Here is a 19704-nt window from a genome sequence, read left to right as displayed (position 1 = left end):
GGGACTCATTTTAACCTAGGCCAATGTCGTTGCGAGCCGCCGGGACGGTTCGGAGGCATTCTGAAAAGGTCTCGCAAGCGGGAGAGGCTACGCGTGGCCCGGACCGTAAACGCCTTGTTCATTGCGCAAGCGGTCCAGTTTGTTCATGATATGTTCCATGGACAACGCGCCGATCGACGCCGCCCCAGCCGAGACCCAGCCGGTCGACCCCGACCGGGAGTGGACGGTGTGGGCGCTGGGCACGCTGCGCGAGCTGGTCGACATCGACATGCGCACCGCCCGCCGGCTCGAGGGCCAGCACATCGTGGCCGGGAACCGGTTCGAGCCGCAGGTGATCGATTTCGCGCTGTCGCAGGCCCGCATCGCCCGTGCGGTGCGCCTGACCATCGCCATGACCGAGCGCATCCGCGAGGCCTACCGGACCCGCAAGGACGCGGCGGAGAAAGCCGCCGCCGAGATCCAGGAGCGCCGGCAGCGGCGGCGGGCGCAGGTCGCCCGCGCCGTGGCCGTGGCGCTGGGGCCCGAGCGGCCGGCCGGTGCCAAGGCGGCCGCCGCACCGCGCGAGAGCCTGACCGAGACCGAGCCGCTGGACGTCGAACTCGACACCCTGCCGATCGACGAGATCGTGCGGCGCATTTGCCGCCGCCTCGGCCGCGAGCCGGGCCGGCTGCCCCAGGGCTGGGACGAGGTCATCGCCGGGGACGAGGCGGCCGAACCGCTCGACGAGGCGCTCACCGACCCGCCCCCCGAAGCGCCCGAGCCCTCCGCAGATGCGGAAGAGGCCGGCCGACCGGCCCGCAAGCCGCCGAACAGCAGCTGAGCCGATGCTGTGGGCGTTCTTCCGATTCCCATCAAGACTGTCAGCATCGCCCCTCGCACGCCCCTCTTTGTCATTGCGAGGAGGCGTAGCCGACGAAGCAATCCATGCCAGGCGGCGCCACGGATTGCTTCGCTGCGCTCGCAATGACGGGGGCCGGCGGGAAAGACGACGCATGCCGGCATCTCTCCCGATACCGCTTGCGCTGCCCGGCCGTGGCGCCATGATGGCCGGCCTGACGATATGGGGAGCAATGGGGTGACCGATCTTCTGTTGGTCGGCTGCGGCCGGATGGGAAGCGCGCTGGTGCAGGGCTGGCTGGCGGGCAAGGCCGCCGACCACATCTGGGCGGTCGAGCCGGCCGATGTCGCCCTGGCCGATCCGCGCCTGCACCATGTCCGCGACGCCGCGGGCCTGCCGGCCGACCTGGCGCCCGAGGTGGTGGTGCTGGCGGTCAAGCCGCAGATGATGCTCGAGGCGCTGCCGGCCTATCGCCGCTTTGCCGGGCCCGGCACCCTGTTCCTGTCGATCGCCGCCGGCCGCACCCTGGCGTATCTGGAGCAGGGGCTGGGGCCCGAGGCCGCGGTGGTCCGCGCCATGCCCAACACCCCGGCCGCGATCGGGCAGGGCATCTCCGTGCTGGTGGCGAATCCGCTGGCGACGCCGGCGCAGCGCCAGCGCGCGGAGGCGCTGATGCAGGCCGCCGGGCAGACCGCCTGGATCGACGACGACGCGCTGATGGATGCCGTCACCGCCGTGTCCGGCAGCGGCCCGGCCTATGTCTTCCACCTGATCGAGACGCTGGCAGCGGCCGGCCATGCCGCCGGGCTGCCCGCCGACCTGGCGATGCGGCTGGCGCGGCAGACCGTGGTCGGCTCCGGCGCCCTGGCCGGCGCCGCCAGCGAAAGCGCAGCCGAGCTGCGCATCGCGGTGACCAGCCCGAAGGGCACCACCCAGGCGGCGCTCGACGTGCTGATGGCGCCGGACGGGCTGCAGCCGCTGATGACCCGCGCCGTCGCCGCCGCCGCCCGCCGCGGACGCGAGCTGGCGTAGTGGCGACCAGTGCTGAGCGCGTCGCCGCGGCGCTGCAGGCGCTGGGCCACGAGCCCGACATCCGGGTGTTCGGCGAATCGACCCGCACCTCGGCCGATGCCGCCGCCGCGATCGGCTGCGACGTGGCGCAGATCGCCAAGTCGCTGGTGTTCCGCGCCCGCGGCAGCGGCCGGCCGGTGCTGGTGATCGCCAGCGGGGTCAACCGGGTCGACGAGGCGGCGGTGGCCGCGGCCCTGGCCGACCGCCTCGGCGGCGCCCGGATCGAACGGGCCGATGCTGGCTTCGTGCGCGATGCCACCGGCTTCGCCATCGGCGGCGTCGCCCCGGTCGGCCACGCCACGCCGCCGCATGTGGTGATCGACCGCGACCTGCTGGCGCTGCCGGCGATCTGGGCCGCGGCCGGGACGCCGAACTCGGTCTTCGCCCTGACGCCCGACCAGTTGGTCGCACTGACCGGCGGCGTCGTCGCGGACATCGCCCAGCGCCGGGCGTGAGGACGCCGTGATCGGCCATCTCTCCTTCGGCGTCTTCGACCTCGACCGCGCCGTCCGGTTCTACGATGCGGTGCTGGCCCCGGTCGGCATGGTGCGGGTGTGGGTCGACGACACCGCCGCCGGCTACGGCCCGCCCGGCGGCAACGATAAGCTTGCGCTGAAGCGGCAGCCGGGGCCGGTGGTTCCGCCGGGCCCGGGTTTCCACCTCGCCTTCAACGCCCCGACGCGCGAGGCCGTCGACCGGTTCCATGCCGCAGCCCTGGCCCAGGGCGGCCGTGACGCCGGCGCCCCCGGGCTGCGGCCGCATTACGGGCCGGCCTACTACGCTGCCTTCGTGTTCGACCCGGACGGCCACAAGCTGGAGGCGGTCTGCCAGTAACCGGGCTCGCCTTGCTGCCGAATTGCGCTAGATTGGGCCCTATGCGGCCTGGAAGGCCTGATCCTCGAGGAGCCGGGAAGCATGGCGAAGAAGGCCGACGTGCCCAACCACATCGTCACCACCGCGGTCGACCTGGCGGCGGAGAGGGGCTGGCGCGCCCTGACCCTGGCGGATGTCGCCCAGGCGGCGCGGGTGCCGATGTCGGCGCTGTACCGCCACTATCCCAGCAAGACCGACCTGCTGGCCGGATTGGGCCGGCTGATCGACCAGGCGGCGCTGTCCGAGGCGCTGCCGGGCGAGGACGAGGCCCCGCGCGACCGGCTGTTCGACCTGCTGATGCGCCGCTTCGACGTGCTGACGGCGCACCGCGCCGGGGTCAAGGCGATCCTGCGCGACCTGCGGCTCGACCCGCTGTCGGCGCTGGCGCAGGCCCGCCAGCTCGAACTGTCGATGCGCTGGACGCTGCAATCCGCCGGCATCCCCACCGCCGGGCTGTTCGGCCGGGCCCGGGTGCGGGCGCTCGGGCTCGTCTACCTCCTGGTGCTGCGGGTGTGGGAGCAGGATGATTCGCCGGAGCTGGACCGCACCATGAAGGCGCTGGACCAGCGACTGCGCCAGGCCGAGCAGCTGGAGAACACCTTCGGCCGCGGTCGCGGCACCCGCCGCGCTGCCGCGGGGGTGGCGCCCGAGGCGGTGGAAGGGCAGGAGCCGACACTGCATTGAAGTGACGGCTTTGTTGCAGTGCACAATTTTCCTTTTGCGGCAGGGGCGGCGCGTGTAAGGTGCTGCATTCTTGTGCAATCAGGAGTTGGGCCATGAGCAAGCCGCCGGTCTGGGACGTCGATTTCACCAAGGTGCTGGGCGAGTTCAAGCTGCCGGGCGTCGATGTCGACGCGGTGCTGCAGGCCCAGCGCAAGAACATCGAGGCGCTGACCGCCGCCAACCGCACCGCGGCCGAGGGGCTCCAGGCCTTCGCCCGACGCCAGGGCGAGATCCTGCGCCAGAACCTGACCGAGCTGCAGGCCCAGTTCTCCTCCGTCGCCGCCCCGGGCAAGCCGGAAGAGAAGCTGGCGCAGCAGACCGAGCTGGCCAAGACCGCCTTCGAGAAGGCGATCACCGACATGAAGGAACTGGCCGAGCTGCTGGCCAAGTCGAACACCGAGGCGGCCGAGATCGTCAGCAAGCGCGTCAGCGCCAGCTTCGACGAGCTCAAGGGCGTGCTGAAGGCCCCGGCCAAGCGCTGAACCCGGCTGTTCCGACGTCGCGATCGAAGGCCGCCTCCGGGCGGCCTTCTGCGTCTTGCCCTGCCGGATCCGGCGCGGCAGTCTGCGCCGGCAGCGCAGAGGGCAGCATGACGATCAGTTACGACGATTTCGCCAAGGTCGACATCCGGGTCGGCACCATCGTGGCGGTCGACCCCTATCCCGAGGCGCGCCGGCCGGCCTACAAGCTGACCGTCGATTTCGGGCCCGAGATCGGGCGGAAGCGCAGCTCGGCCCAGCTGGTGGCGCTATACACGCCGGAGGCGCTGCTGGGCCGCCAGGTCGCGGCGGTGGTGAACTTCCCGCCGAAGCAGATCGGCAAGTTCATGTCCGAGATCCTGGTGCTGGGCTTCCCCGACGCCGACGGCAATGTCGTGCTGGCCGCGATCGAGCGCCCGGTGCCGAATGGCGGGCGGCTGTACTAGGGCCGTGGGCTGTCCCGATCCTTGACTGAATGTTCGCTTTATGTTCTCCTGATCCGACCCTAGCAAGGAGGATCGGATGCCCGACACATCGGCCGCCGCGGACCTGCCGGCCGTCACCAATGTCGCCGCCGGCTACATCCATCGCGACAAGCTGATCACGCCGGGCGCGCCGGTGGCGCTGCCGGGCGCCCGGCTCAAATGGTACGACATCGCGCTGGCCGACGCGCCGGTTCCGGCCGGGATCCGGGCCCTGGCCCGTGACTTCGTGCTGCGCGAAGACCGGGCCGGTGCCCTGAAGGTCTCCGGCGATCTCGGCTTCGCCATCCTGCATCGCTGCGGCGCCGACTTCTACTTCCTGCTGGTCAGCACCTGGCACAACGAGAACGAGCTGTGGGAGACGGTCTACGCCAAGGACGGGCGGCAGCAGCCCGACTTCCGGCTGTTCCCGCTGCCCGGGCCGCATCGCGGCACCTTCTGCGTCTGGGAGCTCGGCGCGGTGTGGCACGAGCAGCAGGCGTGGCGGCGCTACCTCCGCTCCGGCCGCGACGACGCCGCGCGGCGGGCCTATCTCGCCGACAGCTGCGAGGGGCCGGTCTGATCGGCAGTTGACGCGAAGGCGAGTCCCGCCGATCATCCCAGCGGTCGCGAGATCAGCCATACCTTCCGCGTGACTGGCGAGACGGGGATCACCCCGAGGGAGCGCGGAAGACCGTTTCGATGCCGTTCGCCTGGGCAGCCTTCTCCTGGAAGCTGGTCGGGCGATTTTTGTTTTCTGGGCATCGAAACGGAGACTCCCATGCAGCACCAACCCGAATCGGCCGATCTCGACCCCCGCGCCGTGCTGGCCGCCGCCGACCCCGAGGCCGCCGCGATCCTCGAGCGCGAGGAGCGCCGGCAGCACCAGGGCCTGACCCTGATCGCCTCCGAGAACCACGCCTTCCCCGAGCTGCGGCCGCTGCTCGGCTCGGTCTTCGCCGACAAGTATGCCGAGGGCCAGCCGGGGCGCCGCTACTACGGCGGCAACGCCCATGCCGACGAGATCGAGTGGCTGGCCCAGGGGCGGGCCAAGGCGCTGTTCGGGGCCGAGCACGCCAATGTCCAGCCGCTGTCGGGGTCGCCGATGAACCAGGCGGTGTATTTCGGCCTGCTGCAGCCCGGCGATACCATCCTGGCGATGGACCTGTCGCATGGCGGACACCTGACCCATGGCGCGCCGGTCTCGGCCATGGGCCGGATCTTCCGCTTCATCCGCTACGGCACCGTGGCCGGCGGCGGCTTCGACTTCGACGCCATCCGCGAGACCGCGCGGCGCGAGCGGCCGAAGTTGCTGATCACCGGCTTCTCCTCCTACCCGCGCGACATCGACTACGCCGCCTTCAAGGCGATCGCCGACGAGGTCGGGGCGATCACCATGGCCGACGTCTCGCATATCGGCGGGCTGATCGCCGGCAAGACGCTGCCGAACCCGCTGGCGGCCGGCTTCGACGTCGTCACCACCACCACGCACAAGACCCTGCGCGGCCCGCGCGGCGGACTGATCCTGTGCCGCGAGCCGTTCCGCAAGCCGATCGACCAGGCGGTGTTCCCCGGCCTGCAGGGCGGCCCGCATATGGACCAGGTGGCGGCGCTGGCCACCGCGCTGCACCTGGCGGCGCAGGAGGAGTTCCAGGCCTATACCAGGCGGGTGCTGGACAACGCCAAGGCGCTGGTCGAGGCGCTGGAGGGGCGGGGCGCGCAGCTGGTCACCGGCGGCACGGACAACCACCTGATGGTGGTCGACGTCGCCGCCAGCTTCGGCATCGACGGCGACGAGGCGCAGCAGCGCCTCGACCGCATCGGCCTGGTCTCGAACAAGCAGGTCGTGCCGGACGACACCCGACCGCCGCTGCGCCCGTCCGGCCTGCGGCTGGGCACGCCGGCCGTCACCACCCGCGGCATGCGCGAAGGCCAGATGGCGACGCTGGCGGATCTGATCGTGGACGCGGTCACCGGCGCGCGGCCGGAAGGGGCGCTGGCCAACGCCGTGCGCGACTTCGCCCGGCGGTTCCCGATCCCGGGGTGAGCGGGGAGGAGAGGGCGGGCCACCCCCTCACCCGAAATCGCGGTGCGATTTCGACCTCTCCCCAAGGAGAGGTGACGAATCCCTCTCCTTGGGGAGAGGGAGGAGCCCGGCCCGCTTGGGCCGGGAGGGTGAGGGGGTGGCGCGGTGCCTGCCGGTCAGCTCGTCGGCTTGAACCCCGCCCTCTCGCCATACGCGAAGCACTCTTCCGCCGAGGGGATCGCCCGCGACGTGCTGTAGGACCCGAGGCTGAGCGCCGCGACGCAGACGCCCAGCCGAAGGCCTTTCTCCACCGGCCAGCCCTCGTGCAGCCCGAGCATGACGCCGGAGGCCAGGGCGTCGCCGGCGCCGTTGGTGCTCTTCACCGCCTCGGCCGGCACCCAGGCCGCGCCCTGGCGCCACAGGCGGCCGTCGCGGTCGGCGGCGACCACGCCGTCCGGGAAATGCACCACCGCCAGGGTCGACACGCCCATGCGGATCAGCGCCGCCGCCGCCGCCTCGACCAGGGCCCAGTCCGGCCGGCCGTCGCGGTGGGTCTCGACGCCGGTCAGCGCCGTCGCCTCAAGCTCGTTGATGATGATGCTGTCGAGCAGCGGCAGGCAGGGCACGGTGAGGTCGCGCAGCCGCTCCCCCGCCACGCCGACCAGCTCCATGTTGGTGCGGTGGCCCGAGGCGCGGGCGCGGGCCAGCACCTCGGTGAAGCCGTTGCCGTTGCCCTGCGGCGCGTCCATCCGGGCATGCACGCCGGGCGAGCCGACATGGAAGATCTTCGCGGTCGACCCGGTCAGGTCGAAATGCCCGGGCGAGAGCAGGGCGTTGACCCCCTCCTGGTAGAAGAAGGTCCGCCGCCCGCCCTCGGCCATGATCATCACGTCGGTGTAGGCGGTGCGGCCGCCCGGCAGCACCGCGATCCGGCCGGCGCCGATGCCGTGGTCGCGGCAGACCTCGAGCGCCAGCCGGCCGTAGGGGTCGTCGCCGATCACGCCGACGACCTCGATCGGGAAGCTGGCGCCCAGCCGGGCAAGGTCGACCGCCATGTTGAAGCCGGGGCCGCCCGAATCCGGCGTCTCCTCCAGGATCCTGGCGACGTGCTCCTGCGGCGGGAAGCGGTCGAGCACCTTGTTGACGTCGATGCAGATGGTGCCGCCGCAGATGATGCCCGAACGCTGCTCCACGGCTCAGCCCTGCTTCAGCACGGCTTCGGTGGTCTGCACGTCGTCGGCCAGGGGCCGCAGCGGGGTGATGCCCTGCTTCTGCAGCTCGCCGTGATAGGCGCGCACCGCCTCTTCCGGCGCGATGGTGCCGTCCGCCACCTGGCGCATGAAGCCGACCATGGCCAGCGGCGATTCCGCCAGGTTGATCTTGCGGCCGAACAGGGCGACGCGGGCACCGTACTTCTCGGCCTGGTGCAGCAGCTCGAAGCAGTCGCGGGTGGTGCCGGCGCCGCCGCCGAGCACGCCGACGATCAGGCTGGAATCGAAGCTGGCCAGCTCCTCCAGCGCCTTGGGGCCGTTGAACGGGATCTTCAGGAACTCCGGCCGGTCGACCTTCATCACCCCGGCCAGGCTGCGCAGGATGCAGTCGTTGAGGTAGTGCGGCTGCAGCGCCGGGTCGATGCCGCTCGAGACGTTCGGGTTGAACACCTCGAAGAAATACTTGAAGCCGTTGGCGGCGCAGTCGGCCCGGAACTCGGCGAAGGCCTCCAGCGACCGGATGTCGGCATCGAGGTCGTTGTTGAAGGTGACGGAGTAGAGGCCGAGATCGGTGCCGGTGATCGGCGCCTTCGGATCGGGGGTCAGGCCGCCATGCTTCACCCGCGGCAGCAGGGCCGACCGGAACGGGCGCGAGGCGTGCTGGGGATAGCAGCAGCCGCGTCCCACCCAGATATCGGTGGTGTCGTTGGCGCGGATCGCCGGCTTGACCTTGCTGTTGCGGAAGGTGCCGGTTTCGACCAGCCGCTCCAAATTCGAGGCCGAGACCAACATGATGTCGACGATGTCCTGCTCCACCACGGCGCGGATGGTGTCCAGGAATTCGTCGCGGGTGCGGTATCGGGTCCAACTGCCGTCGGGTGCGCGCTTCGGGCCGGTCGAGGTCAGGCTCGGCCCCATGTCGCCGTCCTTGGCGTCGGCGATGATGAAGTCGCTGCGCTTGTAGTGGCCGGCGCGGATGCGGGCCAGCTTCTCGTCCAGGCGGGTCATGCTCGGTCTCTCGTCTTTCGGTCTGGGGAGGAAAGGAGTGTCATGGGGTCGTCTCGCTCGGGGCGGGCCCACGACCCGGGACGGGTTGGTCGCCCGGCATCGCCCCGGTCATGATCGCCACCACCTCGGCCATGCTGTGGCGCTGCGGCGAGGTCACGGCCACGCGGCGGCCCAGGCGCATGACGTGGATGCGGTCGGCCACCTCGAACACGTTCGGCATGTTGTGGCTGATCAGGACGACGGGCAGGCCGCGGTCGCGGATGGTGCGGATCAGGTCCAGCACCTGGCCGGTCTCGCGCACGCCCAGCGCCGCCGTCGGCTCGTCCATGATCACCAGCTTGCGGGCGAACACCGCGGCGCGGGCCACGGCGACGCCCTGGCGCTGGCCGCCGGACAGGCTTTCGACCGCATGGCCGATCGAGGGCAGGCGGAAGCGCAGCTCGTCCATATGCCGCTGCGCGTCGCGCCGCATCCGCGGTTTGTCCAACAGCCGCAGCCAGCTTCCCAGCGGGCCGGGCCGGCGCAGTTCGCGCCCCAGGAACAGGTTGGCGGCGATGTCCAGCGCCGGCGCCACCGCCAGGTCCTGGTACACCGTCTCGATGCCGCGGCGGCGGGCGTCGAGCGGCCCGTGGAACCGCACCGGCGCGCCATCCAGCAGCACCTCGCCCTCATCCGGGGTGATGGCGCCGGACAGGATCTTGATCAGGGTCGACTTGCCGGCGCCGTTGTCGCCGATCACCGCCAGCACCTCGCCGGCGCGCAGTTCGAAATCGACCCCGCCCAGCGCCACGACGTGGCCGTAGCGCTTGACCACGTTGCGGGCCTCCAGCACCACATCGCTCATACCCGCCTCCATCGCGACAACTGGTCCAGCGCCACCGCGGTGATGACCAGGACGCCGGTGACCAGGTCCTGCCACAGCGGGTCGATGCCGATCAGGGTCAGGCCGTTGCGCAGCACGCCGACGATCAGCACCCCGATCAGCGTGCCGATCAGGCTGCCGCGGCCGCCGAACAGGCTGGTGCCGCCGATCACCACCGCGGTGATGCTGTCCAGGTTGGCGTTCTGCATCGCGTTCGGGTCGGCGTTCGGGATCCGCCCCAGCGCCAGCCAGGCGCCGATACCGTACAGGAAGGCTGCGAACAGGTAGACCGACAGGATGCGCCGCCGCACCGGGATGCCCACCAGACGCGCCGCCTCCGGGCTGTTGCCGATGGCGTAGATGTGCTGGCCCCAGGCGGTCTTGGTCAGGATGTACCAGACGACGGCATAGAGCCCGAGCATGATGACCATGCCGTAGGTGACCACGGCGCTGCCCAGGCGCAGCGTGTTGCCGGTCCAGCCCAGCAGGTCGTCCATGACAGGGAAGGCGCCGCCGCCGGAGAACAGCCGGGTCGCGGCGGTGACGATGCCGAGCAGGCCGAGCGTGACGATGAAGGGCGGCAGCTTCAGCCGGCTGACCAGCGTGCCGGTGACCAGCCCGACCAGGCTGCACAGCGCGATCGCCAGGATCAGCGCCGGCAGCGCGTCATGGCCCTGGTCGACCAGCTTGCCGGCGACGATGGTGCCCAGCACCGCGATGGCGCCGTTGGCCAGGTCGATGCCGGCGGTCAGGATCACCAGGGTCTGGCCGATCGCCAGCGTGCCGATGATCACCGATTGCTGCACGATCAGCGAGATGTTGCCGGGGGTCAGGAAGCGGTCGCTCATCGCGGTGAACACGGCGCCGAAGGCGACCAGCACGATCAGGGGGCCGAGCGGCGGGGTGGTCAGCACCCGCGCCGTGCGACCGATCCAGGACGAGGGGGGAGGGGCCATCGCTCTCTCACGGATCGGAGGGAGGGAAATGGGCGGGCCGTCGATGGCCCGCCCGGATCGCGCCGGCGATCAGCCCCAGCAGTTCTTCTCTCCGAATTCGAGATCCTTCGACTCCAGCCCCGGCAGCGCCTTGCCGGTGATCAGGAAGGACCCGGTGTCGACGAAGCCGCTCGGCTTCTTGCCGCTCTTGGCGTACTCCGCCACGGCGTCGACGCCCATCTGCGCCATCTTGAAGGGGAACTGCATCACCGTGGCGGCGACGCGCCCGTCCTTGACGTACTTCACGCCCAGGCAGCCGCCGTCGATCGAGGTGATGACGACGTCGTCGGTCTTGCCGGCCGCCTTGACCGCGGCATAGGCGCCTTGGGCGGCGGGTTCGTTGATGGTGTAGACGACGTTGATGTCGGGATGGGCCGACAGCAGGTTCTCCATCGCCGTCTGGCCCTTGTCCTGGGCGCCATTGGTGTTCTGCTTGCCGACGATGGCGGCGTCGCCCTCGGCGATGCCGAAGCCCTTGAGAAAGCCGTCATGGCGGAAGGTGTCGACCGTGCCGCCCGGCGTGCCGTCCAGCATCGCCAGCTTCGGCGCCCGGTCGCCCAGGGCCTTGCGCGCGTACTGGCCCTGCTGCACCCCGGCCTGGAAGTTGTCGGTGGCGAAGGTGGCGTCGACCGCGTCGGCCGGGTCGGTCGCGGTGTCCAGCGCGATCACCAGGATGCCGGCGTCGCGCGCCTTCTTGACCGCGCCCAGCACGCCGCTGGAGTTGTTCGGGGTGATCAGGATGCCCTTGGCGCCGGCGCTGATCAGGTCCTCGATCGCGGCTACCTGGCCTTCATTGTCGCCGTCGAATTTGCCGGCGCGGGCGATCAGCTTCAGGCCCTTCGCCTTGGCTTCGGCCTCGGCGGCCTGGCGCATCTTGACGAAGAACGGGTTGACCTCGGTCTTGGTGACCAGGCCGACGATGGCCTCCTGGGCCAGCGCGGCGGTGCTGCCGCCCATCAGGGCGAGCGCGACCACGCCGGCGGCGAGCAGGCCGGCGAGGCGATGGGATTTCGGGACAAGCGCAACCACGGGCGTGTGCGATCGGATCATCGCGGTTTCCTCCTGTTTGCGGGTCGCCGCTTCTGCGGCGCCGACCATTGGCCGGACGGGTGTCCGACGTCCCGACGATAAATCCGCCTTTTGCTGATAGTCAATCAGATCTTATGGATCTTTTGATCAATAATAATCATTATGGTGCCAATGGCCGATGGCCTTCCCCGGCGCGCCTTGCTAGGAAGCGCGATGCGACAGTCAGCCCCCGAGATCCATGCTTTGGGCACCGCCGGTGCCGGCCATGTGCTGTCGCTGATCCTGTCCGGCCAGGCCAAGTCGCGGGCCGACCTGGCCCGGATCTCCGACCTCTCCCGCGCCACCATCGCCCAGCGCCTGGGCGTGCTGTTCGACTCCGGGCTGCTGCACGAGGCCAGCGAGACCCAGGCCAGCGGCGGCCGCCCGGCGCGGGTGCTGAAGCTGAACCAGGCCTTCGGCGTGGCGCTGGTGGCGGATATCGGCGAAAGCCGGATCCGGGTGGCGGCCACCGACCTGGGCCCGACCATCCTGGCCGAACGCCTGGGCACGCTCGGGGTCGGCAGCGGGCCGGTGCCGATCCTGACCTGGATCGCCGCGCAGTTCCGCGAGCTGCTGGCGGAGATCGGCCGGCCGGCGGCCGAGGTGCTGGGCATCGGGCTCAGCCTGCCGGCCCCGGTCGACCATGCCGCCGGCCAGGTGGTCGGGCCTTCGGTGATGACCGGCTGGGACCATTTCGACGTGCCCGGCTGGTTCGCGGGGGAGTATGCGGCGCCGGTCTTCGCCGAGAACGACGTCCGCCTGCGCACCCTGGCGGAGCACCGCCAGTTCTGGCCTGGGGAGAGCCAGCTGGTGTTCATCAAGGCCGGCACCGGCATCGGCAGCGGCGTCATCACCGACGGCCGGATGCATCGCGGCGCCCGCGGCGCCGCCGGCGATATCGGCCACATCCAGCTGCGCGATGCCGACGCGCCGCTGTGCCGCTGCGGCAAGCTGGGCTGCGTCGAAGCCTACGCCGCCGGCTGGGCCATCGCCCGCGACCTGCGCGCCCGCGGCTTCGACGCCCGGGACGCCCGCGACGTGATGGCCCTGGTCGAGCGCAACCGGCCAGAGGCGATCAGCCTGGTGCGCCAGGCCGGCCGGGTGCTGGGCGAGGTCGCGGCCGACGTGGTCAGCGTGCTGAACCCCAGCATCATCGTGATCGGCGGCACCCTGTCCCGTGCCGGGGAGCACCTGCTGGCGGGGGTGCGCGAGCTGGTCTACCAGCGCTGCCTGCCGCTGGCGACGCAGGATCTGCGCATCGTCGCCGCCCGCTCGGGCGAGGGGGCGGGGCTGCTCGGCGCCGCCTGGCTGGTGATCGACGCCCGGCTGCAGCCGCATGAGGTCGACCGGCTGATCGCCCGGCCCGGGCCGGGCTGACCCGCAGGTTCAGGCGGGAACGAGGCCCGGCTGCCGGTCCCCCGCTCGCGCCACGCCGCCGGCCGGTCGACGGCGGTCGATCTCGCGGTCGAGCCGGGCGGCGACGGCGTCGCTGACTCCGGTCATCGGCAGGCGCAGCTCCGGGCTGTCGATCAGGCCGGTGCGCCACAGCCAATGCTTGATCGGCGCCGGGCTCGGCTCGGCGAACAGCAGGGGCGGCAGCTCGGACAGGTCCCGCCAGGCGGCGAGGGCGCCCGGCTGGTCGCCGGTCAGCAGCCGGTTGCGGATCGCGGCGAAGGCTTCGGTCTCGACATGGGCCGAGGCCAGGATGCCGCCATCGGCGCCCTGGGTCAGGGCGGTGTAGAACAGCGCATCCTCGCCGGTGAGCACCGAGAACCCGGCCGGCCGGTCGCGCAGCAGCTCGAAGGACTGCCGGGCATCGGCGCAGCAATCCTTGACCCCGACGATGTTCGGCCGTTCGGCCAGGCGCAGCATCGCCTCGTTGCCCAGATTGACGCCGGTCCGGTAGGGGATGTTGTAGATCAGGATCAGCCGGTCCGTCGCGTCGGCCAGGGCGGAGAAGTGGCGGATGAGGCCATCCTGCGACGGGCGGACGTAATACGGGCAGGCAATCAGGGTTCCCGCGATCGGCCAGTCGGCGGTGTGGGCGATCTCCTTGACCAGCTTGCGCGTGTCGCTGCCGGACAGGCCGAGAATGAGCGGCTGCATGGACTCCTCCGCCGCGATCGCGACCACGCGCTCGGTCTCCCCGGCATCGAGCGTCATGCCCTCGCCGGTGGTGGCAGCCAGGATCAGCCCGTCGACCGGGCCGGCGGCATAGTGCCGGACCAGCCGGCGCAGCGAGGTCTCGTCCAGCACGCCGTCGCGGAACGGGGTGATCAGCGGCAGCCAGAGGCCGGTGGGATTGAGAAGGGGCATCGTTCGTCTCCTGGGGCCGGAGACGGGGATGGTGCCGAAATGACAAGACCCCGTCCGAACCGGCGGGGTCTGGTGGATCCTGAAGCGCGCGGCGGGTTACCGCGGGCAGTGATCTCCGGTCCCCGCAAGCGGGGCTTTTTTGGCTTTCGCGAAGAGGGAGCGACCGGAGGTCATGGCCGGACAGTCGCCCGCCGCCCGCGGGATTGTCAAGCGGGCCCTCCCTGGCGCGGCCACGCGGCGCGGCCGCCTTTGCCGGCGGGTCAGCGGCGCCAGTGGATCAGCTGCGCCAGCAGCGTCAGCACCGCGAAGGCCAGGATGGCGACCACGCCGGGGGTCAGCATCTCCAGCTCCGTGCCGGGCACGATCGCCGCGGTGACGACCGCGAGGCCGCAAGCGCCGCCGACCTGCAGCGAGCTGTTGAGCAGCCCGGCGGCCAGCCCCTGCTCGTGGTCGTCGACCCCGCTGGTGCCGGCGACCATCAGCGCCGAGATGCTGAGGGCGAAGCCCACGCCCCACAGCACCGAGGCCGGCAGCAGCACCGTCCACAGGTCCGGTGTCGGGCCGATGCGCAGCATCAGCAGGTAGCAGGGCACGAAGGCGACCAGCCCGACCAGCAGCACCCGGGTGACCCCGAAGCGGCTGATCAGGGGCCCGAGCTTGGGCCCGAGGACGACCACCATCAGCCCCGCCGGCAGCAGCACCAGCGCCATCTGCAGCGGCTGCCAGCCCAGCAGGTTCTGCAGGTACAGGGCGATCAGGAACTGGAAGCCCATGGCACCGCCATACAGCAGGGCGGCGCTGACATTGGCCGCCACCAGGCTGCGGTTGCGGAAGATGCCCAGCCGGATCAGCGGCTGCTTCACGCTACGCTCGATCGCCAGGAAGCCGGCGAGCAGCAGCCCGGACAAGGCGAATCCGCCGATCGTCCGCAGCGACGTCCAGCCGGCATCCGCCGCCGAGACCACGGTGAAGACCAGCAGCAGCATCCCGGCGACCAGGGTCGCGGCGCCGCCGAGGTCGATGCGCAGCCGCTCGCTGCGCGGGGGGTCCGGCGGCAGGAAGCGCAGCGCGGCGGTCAGCAGCAGCAGGGCGATCGGGGCCGGCAGCAGGAAGATGTAGCGCCAGTCCAGCGCCGCCAGCAGGCCGCCGATCAACAGGCCGGAGGAGTATCCCGAGGCTTCGAACAGGTTGAAGATCCCGAACGCCTTGTTGCGGTGCGGGCCTTCGGGAAAGGTGATGGCCAGCAGCGACATGGCGGCCGGCCCGGTGAACCCCGCGGTCATGCCCTTGACGAAGCGCGACACGATCAGCAGCACCGCATCGCCGGTGAAGGCGCCGATCAGCGACACCAGCGCGAACACGGCCAGCCCCGTCACCAGCACCCGCCGCCGGCCGAACAGGTCGGCACACCGCCCGCCCAGCAGCAAGAAGCCGCCGAAGGCCAGGATGTAGGCGCTGACCAGCCATTGCGCGGCGGCGGCGCTGATCCCGAACTCGCGCTGGATCTCCGGGATCGCCACCGCGATCATCGAGATGTCGAGCCCGTCGAGCAGGATCACCCCGCTGAAGATCAGCAGCGCGACCCAAGACCGCGCCGGCCAGCGCAGGGGATCCTTGCGGCCGGCGGGGGCCGCCAGGGCGCCTCCCTCCGGTCGCTCTTCGTATGGGGTCAGGCTCGCCGACATCGCTTCACTCCAGGGGGCCGGCCCGGGACGCGGCGATGGCCATGTCCCGGCAGGCATGATTGTCAATTCGGGCAATCATCCTGCGTTGACCGGCCGCTGAAAAAACGAGTAATTCTCGATGGATCATCAAGCTGGATTTGAAGATCGATGAACCGCATGCTGCCCGGAACGCGAGCCCTCCGGACGTTCGAGGCGGCCGGGCGGCATCTGAACTTCACGCGGGCGGCGGAGGAGGTGGGGCTGACGCCGGCGGCGGTCAGCTACCAGATCAAGGACATCGAGGATCAGCTGGGCGTCGTGCTGTTCACCCGCACCAGCCGCAGCATCCGGCTGACGCCGGCCGGCGCCGTGCTGTTCGAGGCGACCGCCGAGGCGTTGGACACGCTGCAGCGCGCCGCCGGCCGCGCCCGCCGGATGGTGCGGGGGTCGGCGCAACTGCGCGTGTCGCTGGGCGCGCGATTCGCCACCAACTGGCTGCTGCCCAGGCTGTCGCAGTTCAGGGCCGCGAACCCAACCCTGGAACTGACATTCGACATCACCGACCAGATCCGGGATTTCGAGGCCGACGATATCGATGTCGCGATCCGCTTCGGCACCGGACGCCACGACCATGCGCGGTCGGACCGGCTGTTCGACACCGTCGTCGTCGCGGTCTGCTGCCCGAGGCTGCTGGAGAGCGGCCCCCGGCTGGAGGAGCCGCGGGACCTGGTCCGCCACACCCTGTGCTACAGGGACTGGAAGACCGGAGACATGGTCTGGCCGAACTGGCGCATGTGGATGGCGGCGGCCGGAATCGACGATTTCGACGACAGCCGGTGCGTGGCGTTCTCCGACACCAGCCAGGTGGTGCAGGCGGTTGCCGAGGCCGGCGCCGTCGGCCTGGCCGACCTCGCCATGATCGCCGGTGACCTGGCCCAGGGCCGGCTGGTGCGGCTGTTCGACATCGGCGTTGGCGTGGCGCGGGGCGCCACCTACCACCTGGTCTACCCCGACAACCTCGCCCAGGACCCCCGCATCCTCGCCTTTCGCGAATGGATGCTGGCGCAGGCGGGTCAGCCGGGTGGGGCCTCGGCGACGCAGAACGAATTGCCTTCCGGGTCCAGCAGTACCGTGTAGCCCGGCGCCTGGCGCTCGACGGTGGCGCCCAGGGCCAGCAGCCGCCGCACCTCGGCCGGGCGGTCGGCGGCCGCGATGTCCAGGTGCACGCGGTTGTTCTCGCGGCTGCGGCCCGGCACCTGCTGGAAGCACAGGCTCGGCCCGGGGCCGTCGACCATGACGGTGGGATCGGTCTCCGGCGTCAGGCCCAGCGCGGCCAGCCGGTCGATCTCCGCCCGGTCGTAGTCCCGCACCGCATAGCCGTCGAGGACCGCGGCCCAGAACCGGGCCAGCGCCGGCGCCGCGCGGCAGTCGAACACGATCTCCTTGAGCGTCCCCATCGGCTCCTCTCCCTTGCCGGATGCGGCTACAGCGGCAGTCGCACGGTGCAGCGCAGCCCGCCCATCGGCGAGGTCGACAGGACCAGGTCGCCGCCATGGCTGCGGGCGACGTCGAGGGCGATGGCGAGGCCGAGGCCGGTGCCGCCGGTGTCCTGGTTGCGCGACTCGTCCAGCCGGACGAACGGCTTCATCGCCTCCTCGCGCTGCTTCGCGGGGATGCCGGGGCCGTCATCATCCACCACCAGCGACGCGGCGTCGGCGTCGTGCACCGCGGACAGCCAGACATGGTCGGCATGGCGCCGGGCGTTGGACAGCAGGTTCATCAGGCAGCGTCGCATCGCCTCGCGCCGCAGCGGCAGGACCAGGCTCTCCGGCGCGTCCAACACCACGTCGGCGCCTTCGCGGCGCGCCGCCACCACCACCTCCTCGAGGAAGGCGGTCAGGTCGGTCGGCACCGTCTCCTCGGTGCCCTCGCCGCGGGCGAAGGCGAGGTAGGCATCGATCATCTGGCGCATCTCATCGACATCAGCGCGCAGTTCGTCGATGTCGGGGCCGTCGCCCAGCATGGCCAGCTGCAGCTTCATCCGGGTCAGCGGCGTGCGCAGGTCGTGGCTGATCCCGGCCAGCATCTCGGTGCGCTGCTGGATCTGGCGGCGGATGCGGTCGCGCATGCCGATGAAGGCCTCGGCCGCCTGCCGGATCTCCTCCGCCCCATGCGGCCGGAATCCCGGCAGGTCGCGACCCTTGCCGAAGCGGTCTGCGGCGATCGCCAGCCGCCGGATCGGCCGGATCTGGTTGCGCATGAAGACGATGGCGACCGCGAACAGGATCAGGGTCGACCCCAGCATCGAGACGATGAAGACCGTGGTGGTGTAGTTGGTCAGCCGGGTCGACGGCACCGTCACGGCCAGCACCCCGTTGGGCAGCTGCATGGTGACGATCTCGTTGTCGTCGTCCTCGGTGCTGGCGATGGTGAAGTCGTAGGACTGGCGCATGCGCAGCGCCTGGGCCAGCGCGCGCTGGCTGTCGTCCAGGCCGGGGGTGCTGGTCGACCCCAGCTCGGCATTGGGGGTGAAGACGTAGGACAGGGCGGTGTTCTTCTGCGCCCGGTTGAAGATCGCCTCGCGCCGGGTGGGCGACACGCCCTCGCCGATCTCGTCCAGGGTCAGCGAGATCTCGCCGGCGACGGTGCGGGCGAAGCGGAAGGTGACGACGTCGATGTGGCGGCCGAAGAAGACGTAGGTCGCGATCGCCTGGGCCAGGATCACCGGCGTGACGATGATGACCAGCGTCCGCCCGAACAGGGTGCGCGGCAGGAACCGCTTCAGCCGGGCCCGCAGCCGCAACGGGGTCGACAGCCGGGGCAGGGCAGGGGCACGCATCATCCGTCCGGTCTCAGCACATAGCCTTCGCCGCGCACGGTGTGGAGGTAGCGGGGCAGGCGCGGATCGGGTTCGATCTTACGCCGAAGCCGTGTCACCTGCACGTCGACCGCCCGGACGCCGCCGTCGATCATGCCGGATTCGGTCAGGGCCTCGCGCGACACGGTCTCACCGGCATGCTGGGCCAGCAGGCGCAGCAGGTTCTCCTCGCCGGTGGTCAGGCGGATGCGCTCGCCCTCCTGCTGCAATTCGCCGCGCTCGATATCGAAGGTGAAGCTGCCCAGCCGGATGGTCCCGGCGGTGCGCGGCGGCGGCGGCGCGAGGCGGCGCAGGATGCTGTTGATCCGCAGCACCAGCTCGCGCGGCTCGAACGGCTTGGGCAGATAGTCGTCGGCGCCGCTCTCCAGCCCGGCGATCCGGTCCTCCGGTTCGCTCATCGCCGTCAGCAGCAGGATCGGGGTGGTCAGCCGCTGGCGCAGATCCCCGGTCAGCTGCAGCCCGGTCTCGCCCGGCATCATCACATCCAGCACGATCAGGTCGAACGCGATCGCCGCCAGCTTCTCCCGCGCATCCGCGGCATCGACCGCGACGGTCACCAGGAAGCCGTTCTCGACCAGGTATTTGCGCAAGAGCTCGCGCAGCCGCCGGTCGTCGTCGACGACCAGTATGTGGGCCGCCTCGTCCGCGGTCATCGCCATGGGCCTACCTCCGGCTGGCGACGCGGGGCGCGGGGACCGGCGCTTCCGGCTCCTCCGCCGCGTCGGCCGGCTCGCTCAGGGCGATCAGCCCGTCCAGCACCTTGCGGAAGCCGTCGACCGCATCCGCACCGGCGTTGCGGTAGGCCTGGCCGATCAGCCGGCGCTGGCTCTCGAACAGCTGGCGCTCCAGGTCGGCGCCCTTGCCGGTCAGGGCCAGCAGCCGCTGGCGCCGGTCGCGCTGGCCCTGCCGCTGCTCGACGTAACCGCGCTCGACCAGGTCGTTCAGGACCCGGCCCAGGCTCTGCTTGGTGATGCGCAGAATCGCCAGCAGCGCACTGACCGTGATCTCCGGGTGCCGTCCGATGAAATAAACCGCACGATGGTGGGCCCGGCCGAGACCCAGGGTTGCGAGCAGCGCATCGGGCTCGGCAGTGAAGCCGCGATAGGCGTAGAATAGCAATTCAATGCCTTGGCGGATCTCCTCCTCGCGGAGGAAGAGCGGGTTTACGGGTGATTTTATGTCAGCCATGTTGACTTGATTTGGCCCCGAATGTTACCGCTCGCGGTCCGAC

At 70.9% G+C, this 19704-nt stretch carries 22 protein-coding genes and 1 riboswitch; of the genes, 11 read left to right on the top strand and 11 right to left on the bottom strand.

Going from position 1 to position 19704, the window contains the following annotated elements; genetic code table 11:
- The first annotated feature begins 157 nt into the window (after nt 1-157).
- From E9232_RS06165 to glyA, 9 genes are all read left to right on the top strand, one after another.
- A complete protein-coding gene (locus tag E9232_RS06165) occupies nt 158-820 on the top strand; it encodes a hypothetical protein (protein WP_309792749.1) in 663 nt (220 codons plus the stop codon).
- Between the two features lie 255 nt (nt 821-1075).
- Complete coding sequence (gene proC, locus E9232_RS06160; protein WP_309792748.1) at nt 1076-1870, top strand: pyrroline-5-carboxylate reductase; 795 nt, start codon at nt 1076-1078, stop codon at nt 1868-1870.
- Nucleotides 1870-2364, top strand: a complete 495-nt coding sequence (locus E9232_RS06155; RefSeq protein ID WP_309792747.1) for a YbaK/EbsC family protein — start codon at nt 1870-1872, stop codon at nt 2362-2364. Before proC ends, E9232_RS06155 begins: the two co-directional genes overlap by 1 nt.
- A 7-nt stretch (nt 2365-2371) precedes the next feature.
- Entirely contained in the window at nt 2372-2743 is a 372-nt protein-coding gene (locus tag E9232_RS06150; RefSeq protein WP_309792746.1) for a VOC family protein, read from the top strand.
- Nucleotides 2744-2824: 81 nt separating this feature from the next.
- The gene (locus tag E9232_RS06145) at nt 2825-3466 is read left to right on the top strand and encodes a TetR/AcrR family transcriptional regulator (RefSeq protein ID WP_309792745.1); all 642 of its coding nucleotides are present in this window, start codon (nt 2825-2827) and stop codon (nt 3464-3466) included.
- Between the two features lie 92 nt (nt 3467-3558).
- Nucleotides 3559-3987 (top strand): phasin family protein, encoded by a 429-nt coding sequence (locus tag E9232_RS06140; RefSeq protein ID WP_309792744.1) that lies wholly within the window; start codon nt 3559-3561, stop codon nt 3985-3987.
- Between the two features lie 107 nt (nt 3988-4094).
- The gene (locus tag E9232_RS06135) at nt 4095-4430 is read left to right on the top strand and encodes a tRNA-binding protein (RefSeq protein ID WP_309792743.1); all 336 of its coding nucleotides are present in this window, start codon (nt 4095-4097) and stop codon (nt 4428-4430) included.
- 76 nt (nt 4431-4506) lie between these two features.
- A complete protein-coding gene (locus E9232_RS06130; RefSeq protein ID WP_309792742.1) occupies nt 4507-5028 on the top strand; it encodes a hypothetical protein in 522 nt (173 codons plus the stop codon).
- Nucleotides 5029-5087: 59 nt separating this feature from the next.
- Nucleotides 5088-5171, top strand: a riboswitch (ZMP/ZTP riboswitch).
- Between the two features lie 55 nt (nt 5172-5226).
- Nucleotides 5227-6492 (top strand): serine hydroxymethyltransferase, encoded by a 1266-nt coding sequence (gene glyA, locus E9232_RS06125; protein ID WP_309792741.1) that lies wholly within the window; start codon nt 5227-5229, stop codon nt 6490-6492.
- Nucleotides 6493-6647: 155 nt separating this feature from the next.
- On the opposite strand, the gene E9232_RS06120 is transcribed toward glyA, so the two are convergent.
- From E9232_RS06120 to E9232_RS06100, 5 genes are all read right to left on the bottom strand, one after another.
- Nucleotides 6648-7664: a carbohydrate kinase family protein gene (locus tag E9232_RS06120; RefSeq protein WP_309792740.1), complete on the bottom strand. Its 1017-nt coding sequence runs from the start codon at nt 7662-7664 to the stop codon at nt 6648-6650.
- Nucleotides 7665-7667: 3 nt separating this feature from the next.
- Nucleotides 7668-8690, bottom strand: a complete 1023-nt coding sequence (locus tag E9232_RS06115) for a hypothetical protein (protein ID WP_309792739.1) — start codon at nt 8688-8690, stop codon at nt 7668-7670.
- Between the two features lie 40 nt (nt 8691-8730).
- Nucleotides 8731-9534 (bottom strand): ATP-binding cassette domain-containing protein, encoded by an 804-nt coding sequence (locus E9232_RS06110; RefSeq protein WP_309792738.1) that lies wholly within the window; start codon nt 9532-9534, stop codon nt 8731-8733.
- The gene (locus E9232_RS06105; protein ID WP_309792737.1) at nt 9531-10508 is read right to left on the bottom strand and encodes an ABC transporter permease; all 978 of its coding nucleotides are present in this window, start codon (nt 10506-10508) and stop codon (nt 9531-9533) included. The genes E9232_RS06110 and E9232_RS06105 overlap by 4 nt, the downstream gene beginning before the upstream one ends.
- Before the next feature lie 69 nt (nt 10509-10577).
- Complete coding sequence (locus tag E9232_RS06100; protein WP_309792736.1) at nt 10578-11597, bottom strand: substrate-binding domain-containing protein; 1020 nt, start codon at nt 11595-11597, stop codon at nt 10578-10580.
- Between the two features lie 192 nt (nt 11598-11789).
- Between E9232_RS06100 and E9232_RS06095 the strand changes: the two genes are divergently transcribed.
- Nucleotides 11790-12992 (top strand): ROK family transcriptional regulator, encoded by a 1203-nt coding sequence (locus E9232_RS06095; protein ID WP_309792735.1) that lies wholly within the window; start codon nt 11790-11792, stop codon nt 12990-12992.
- A 9-nt stretch (nt 12993-13001) separates the two neighbouring features.
- Here the strand turns inward: E9232_RS06095 and dapA are convergent, their stop codons facing one another.
- Together dapA and E9232_RS06085 are read right to left on the bottom strand one after the other, a co-directional pair.
- Entirely contained in the window at nt 13002-13931 is a 930-nt protein-coding gene (dapA, locus tag E9232_RS06090; RefSeq protein ID WP_309792734.1) for a 4-hydroxy-tetrahydrodipicolinate synthase, read from the bottom strand.
- Nucleotides 13932-14191: 260 nt separating this feature from the next.
- Nucleotides 14192-15616, bottom strand: a complete 1425-nt coding sequence (locus E9232_RS06085; protein ID WP_309792733.1) for an MFS transporter — start codon at nt 15614-15616, stop codon at nt 14192-14194.
- 147 nt (nt 15617-15763) lie between these two features.
- On the opposite strand from E9232_RS06085, the gene E9232_RS06080 reads away from it, so the two are divergent.
- Nucleotides 15764-16732, top strand: coding sequence for a LysR substrate-binding domain-containing protein (locus E9232_RS06080; protein WP_309792732.1), 969 nt, complete (start codon nt 15764-15766; stop codon nt 16730-16732).
- Here E9232_RS06080 and E9232_RS06075 read toward each other — a convergent pair.
- The 4 genes from E9232_RS06075 to E9232_RS06060 are packed head-to-tail and all read right to left on the bottom strand — an operon-like array spanning nt 16669 to nt 19661.
- Nucleotides 16669-17052 carry a VOC family protein gene (locus E9232_RS06075; RefSeq protein ID WP_309792731.1) on the bottom strand — a complete coding sequence of 128 codons (384 nt, stop codon included), beginning with the start codon at nt 17050-17052 and terminating at the stop codon, nt 16669-16671. The genes E9232_RS06080 and E9232_RS06075 overlap by 64 nt on opposite strands.
- 26 nt (nt 17053-17078) lie before the next feature.
- Nucleotides 17079-18437 (bottom strand): ATP-binding protein, encoded by a 1359-nt coding sequence (locus tag E9232_RS06070; RefSeq protein WP_309792729.1) that lies wholly within the window; start codon nt 18435-18437, stop codon nt 17079-17081.
- Nucleotides 18434-19126, bottom strand: a complete 693-nt coding sequence (locus E9232_RS06065; RefSeq protein WP_309793155.1) for a response regulator — start codon at nt 19124-19126, stop codon at nt 18434-18436. Before E9232_RS06065 ends, E9232_RS06070 begins: the two co-directional genes overlap by 4 nt.
- A 10-nt stretch (nt 19127-19136) precedes the next feature.
- Nucleotides 19137-19661, bottom strand: a complete 525-nt coding sequence (locus E9232_RS06060; protein WP_309792727.1) for a MarR family winged helix-turn-helix transcriptional regulator — start codon at nt 19659-19661, stop codon at nt 19137-19139.
- Nucleotides 19662-19704: the final 43 nt, after the last annotated feature.

It is taken from the genome of Inquilinus ginsengisoli (assembly GCF_031453975.1).
Taxonomy (GTDB): domain Bacteria; phylum Pseudomonadota; class Alphaproteobacteria; order DSM-16000; family Inquilinaceae; genus Inquilinus; species Inquilinus ginsengisoli_A.
Note: the sequence above shows the minus strand (reverse complement) of the source record. Positions and strands in the feature narration are given on the sequence as shown.

What these genes read in the sequence shown, in the direction of transcription:
- E9232_RS06165 (WP_309792749.1), top strand. Translation starts at nt 158, where the DNA reads ATGGACAACGCGCCGATCGACGCCGCCCCAGCCGAGACCCAGCCGGTC.
- E9232_RS06145 (WP_309792745.1), top strand. Translation starts at nt 2,825, where the DNA reads ATGGCGAAGAAGGCCGACGTGCCCAACCACATCGTCACCACCGCGGTC.
- E9232_RS06140 (WP_309792744.1), top strand. Translation starts at nt 3,559, where the DNA reads ATGAGCAAGCCGCCGGTCTGGGACGTCGATTTCACCAAGGTGCTGGGC.
- E9232_RS06135 (WP_309792743.1), top strand. Translation starts at nt 4,095, where the DNA reads ATGACGATCAGTTACGACGATTTCGCCAAGGTCGACATCCGGGTCGGC.
- E9232_RS06130 (WP_309792742.1), top strand. Translation starts at nt 4,507, where the DNA reads ATGCCCGACACATCGGCCGCCGCGGACCTGCCGGCCGTCACCAATGTC.
- glyA (WP_309792741.1), top strand. Translation starts at nt 5,227, where the DNA reads ATGCAGCACCAACCCGAATCGGCCGATCTCGACCCCCGCGCCGTGCTG.
- E9232_RS06115 (WP_309792739.1), bottom strand. Translation starts at nt 8,690, where the DNA reads ATGACCCGCCTGGACGAGAAGCTGGCCCGCATCCGCGCCGGCCACTAC.
- E9232_RS06110 (WP_309792738.1), bottom strand. Translation starts at nt 9,534, where the DNA reads ATGAGCGATGTGGTGCTGGAGGCCCGCAACGTGGTCAAGCGCTACGGC.
- E9232_RS06105 (WP_309792737.1), bottom strand. Translation starts at nt 10,508, where the DNA reads ATGGCCCCTCCCCCCTCGTCCTGGATCGGTCGCACGGCGCGGGTGCTG.
- E9232_RS06100 (WP_309792736.1), bottom strand. Translation starts at nt 11,597, where the DNA reads ATGATCCGATCGCACACGCCCGTGGTTGCGCTTGTCCCGAAATCCCAT.
- E9232_RS06095 (WP_309792735.1), top strand. Translation starts at nt 11,790, where the DNA reads ATGCGACAGTCAGCCCCCGAGATCCATGCTTTGGGCACCGCCGGTGCC.
- dapA (WP_309792734.1), bottom strand. Translation starts at nt 13,931, where the DNA reads ATGCCCCTTCTCAATCCCACCGGCCTCTGGCTGCCGCTGATCACCCCG.
- E9232_RS06085 (WP_309792733.1), bottom strand. Translation starts at nt 15,616, where the DNA reads ATGTCGGCGAGCCTGACCCCATACGAAGAGCGACCGGAGGGAGGCGCC.
- E9232_RS06080 (WP_309792732.1), top strand. Translation starts at nt 15,764, where the DNA reads ATGAACCGCATGCTGCCCGGAACGCGAGCCCTCCGGACGTTCGAGGCG.
- E9232_RS06075 (WP_309792731.1), bottom strand. Translation starts at nt 17,052, where the DNA reads ATGGGGACGCTCAAGGAGATCGTGTTCGACTGCCGCGCGGCGCCGGCG.
- E9232_RS06070 (WP_309792729.1), bottom strand. Translation starts at nt 18,437, where the DNA reads ATGATGCGTGCCCCTGCCCTGCCCCGGCTGTCGACCCCGTTGCGGCTG.
- E9232_RS06065 (WP_309793155.1), bottom strand. Translation starts at nt 19,126, where the DNA reads ATGACCGCGGACGAGGCGGCCCACATACTGGTCGTCGACGACGACCGG.
- E9232_RS06060 (WP_309792727.1), bottom strand. Translation starts at nt 19,661, where the DNA reads ATGGCTGACATAAAATCACCCGTAAACCCGCTCTTCCTCCGCGAGGAG.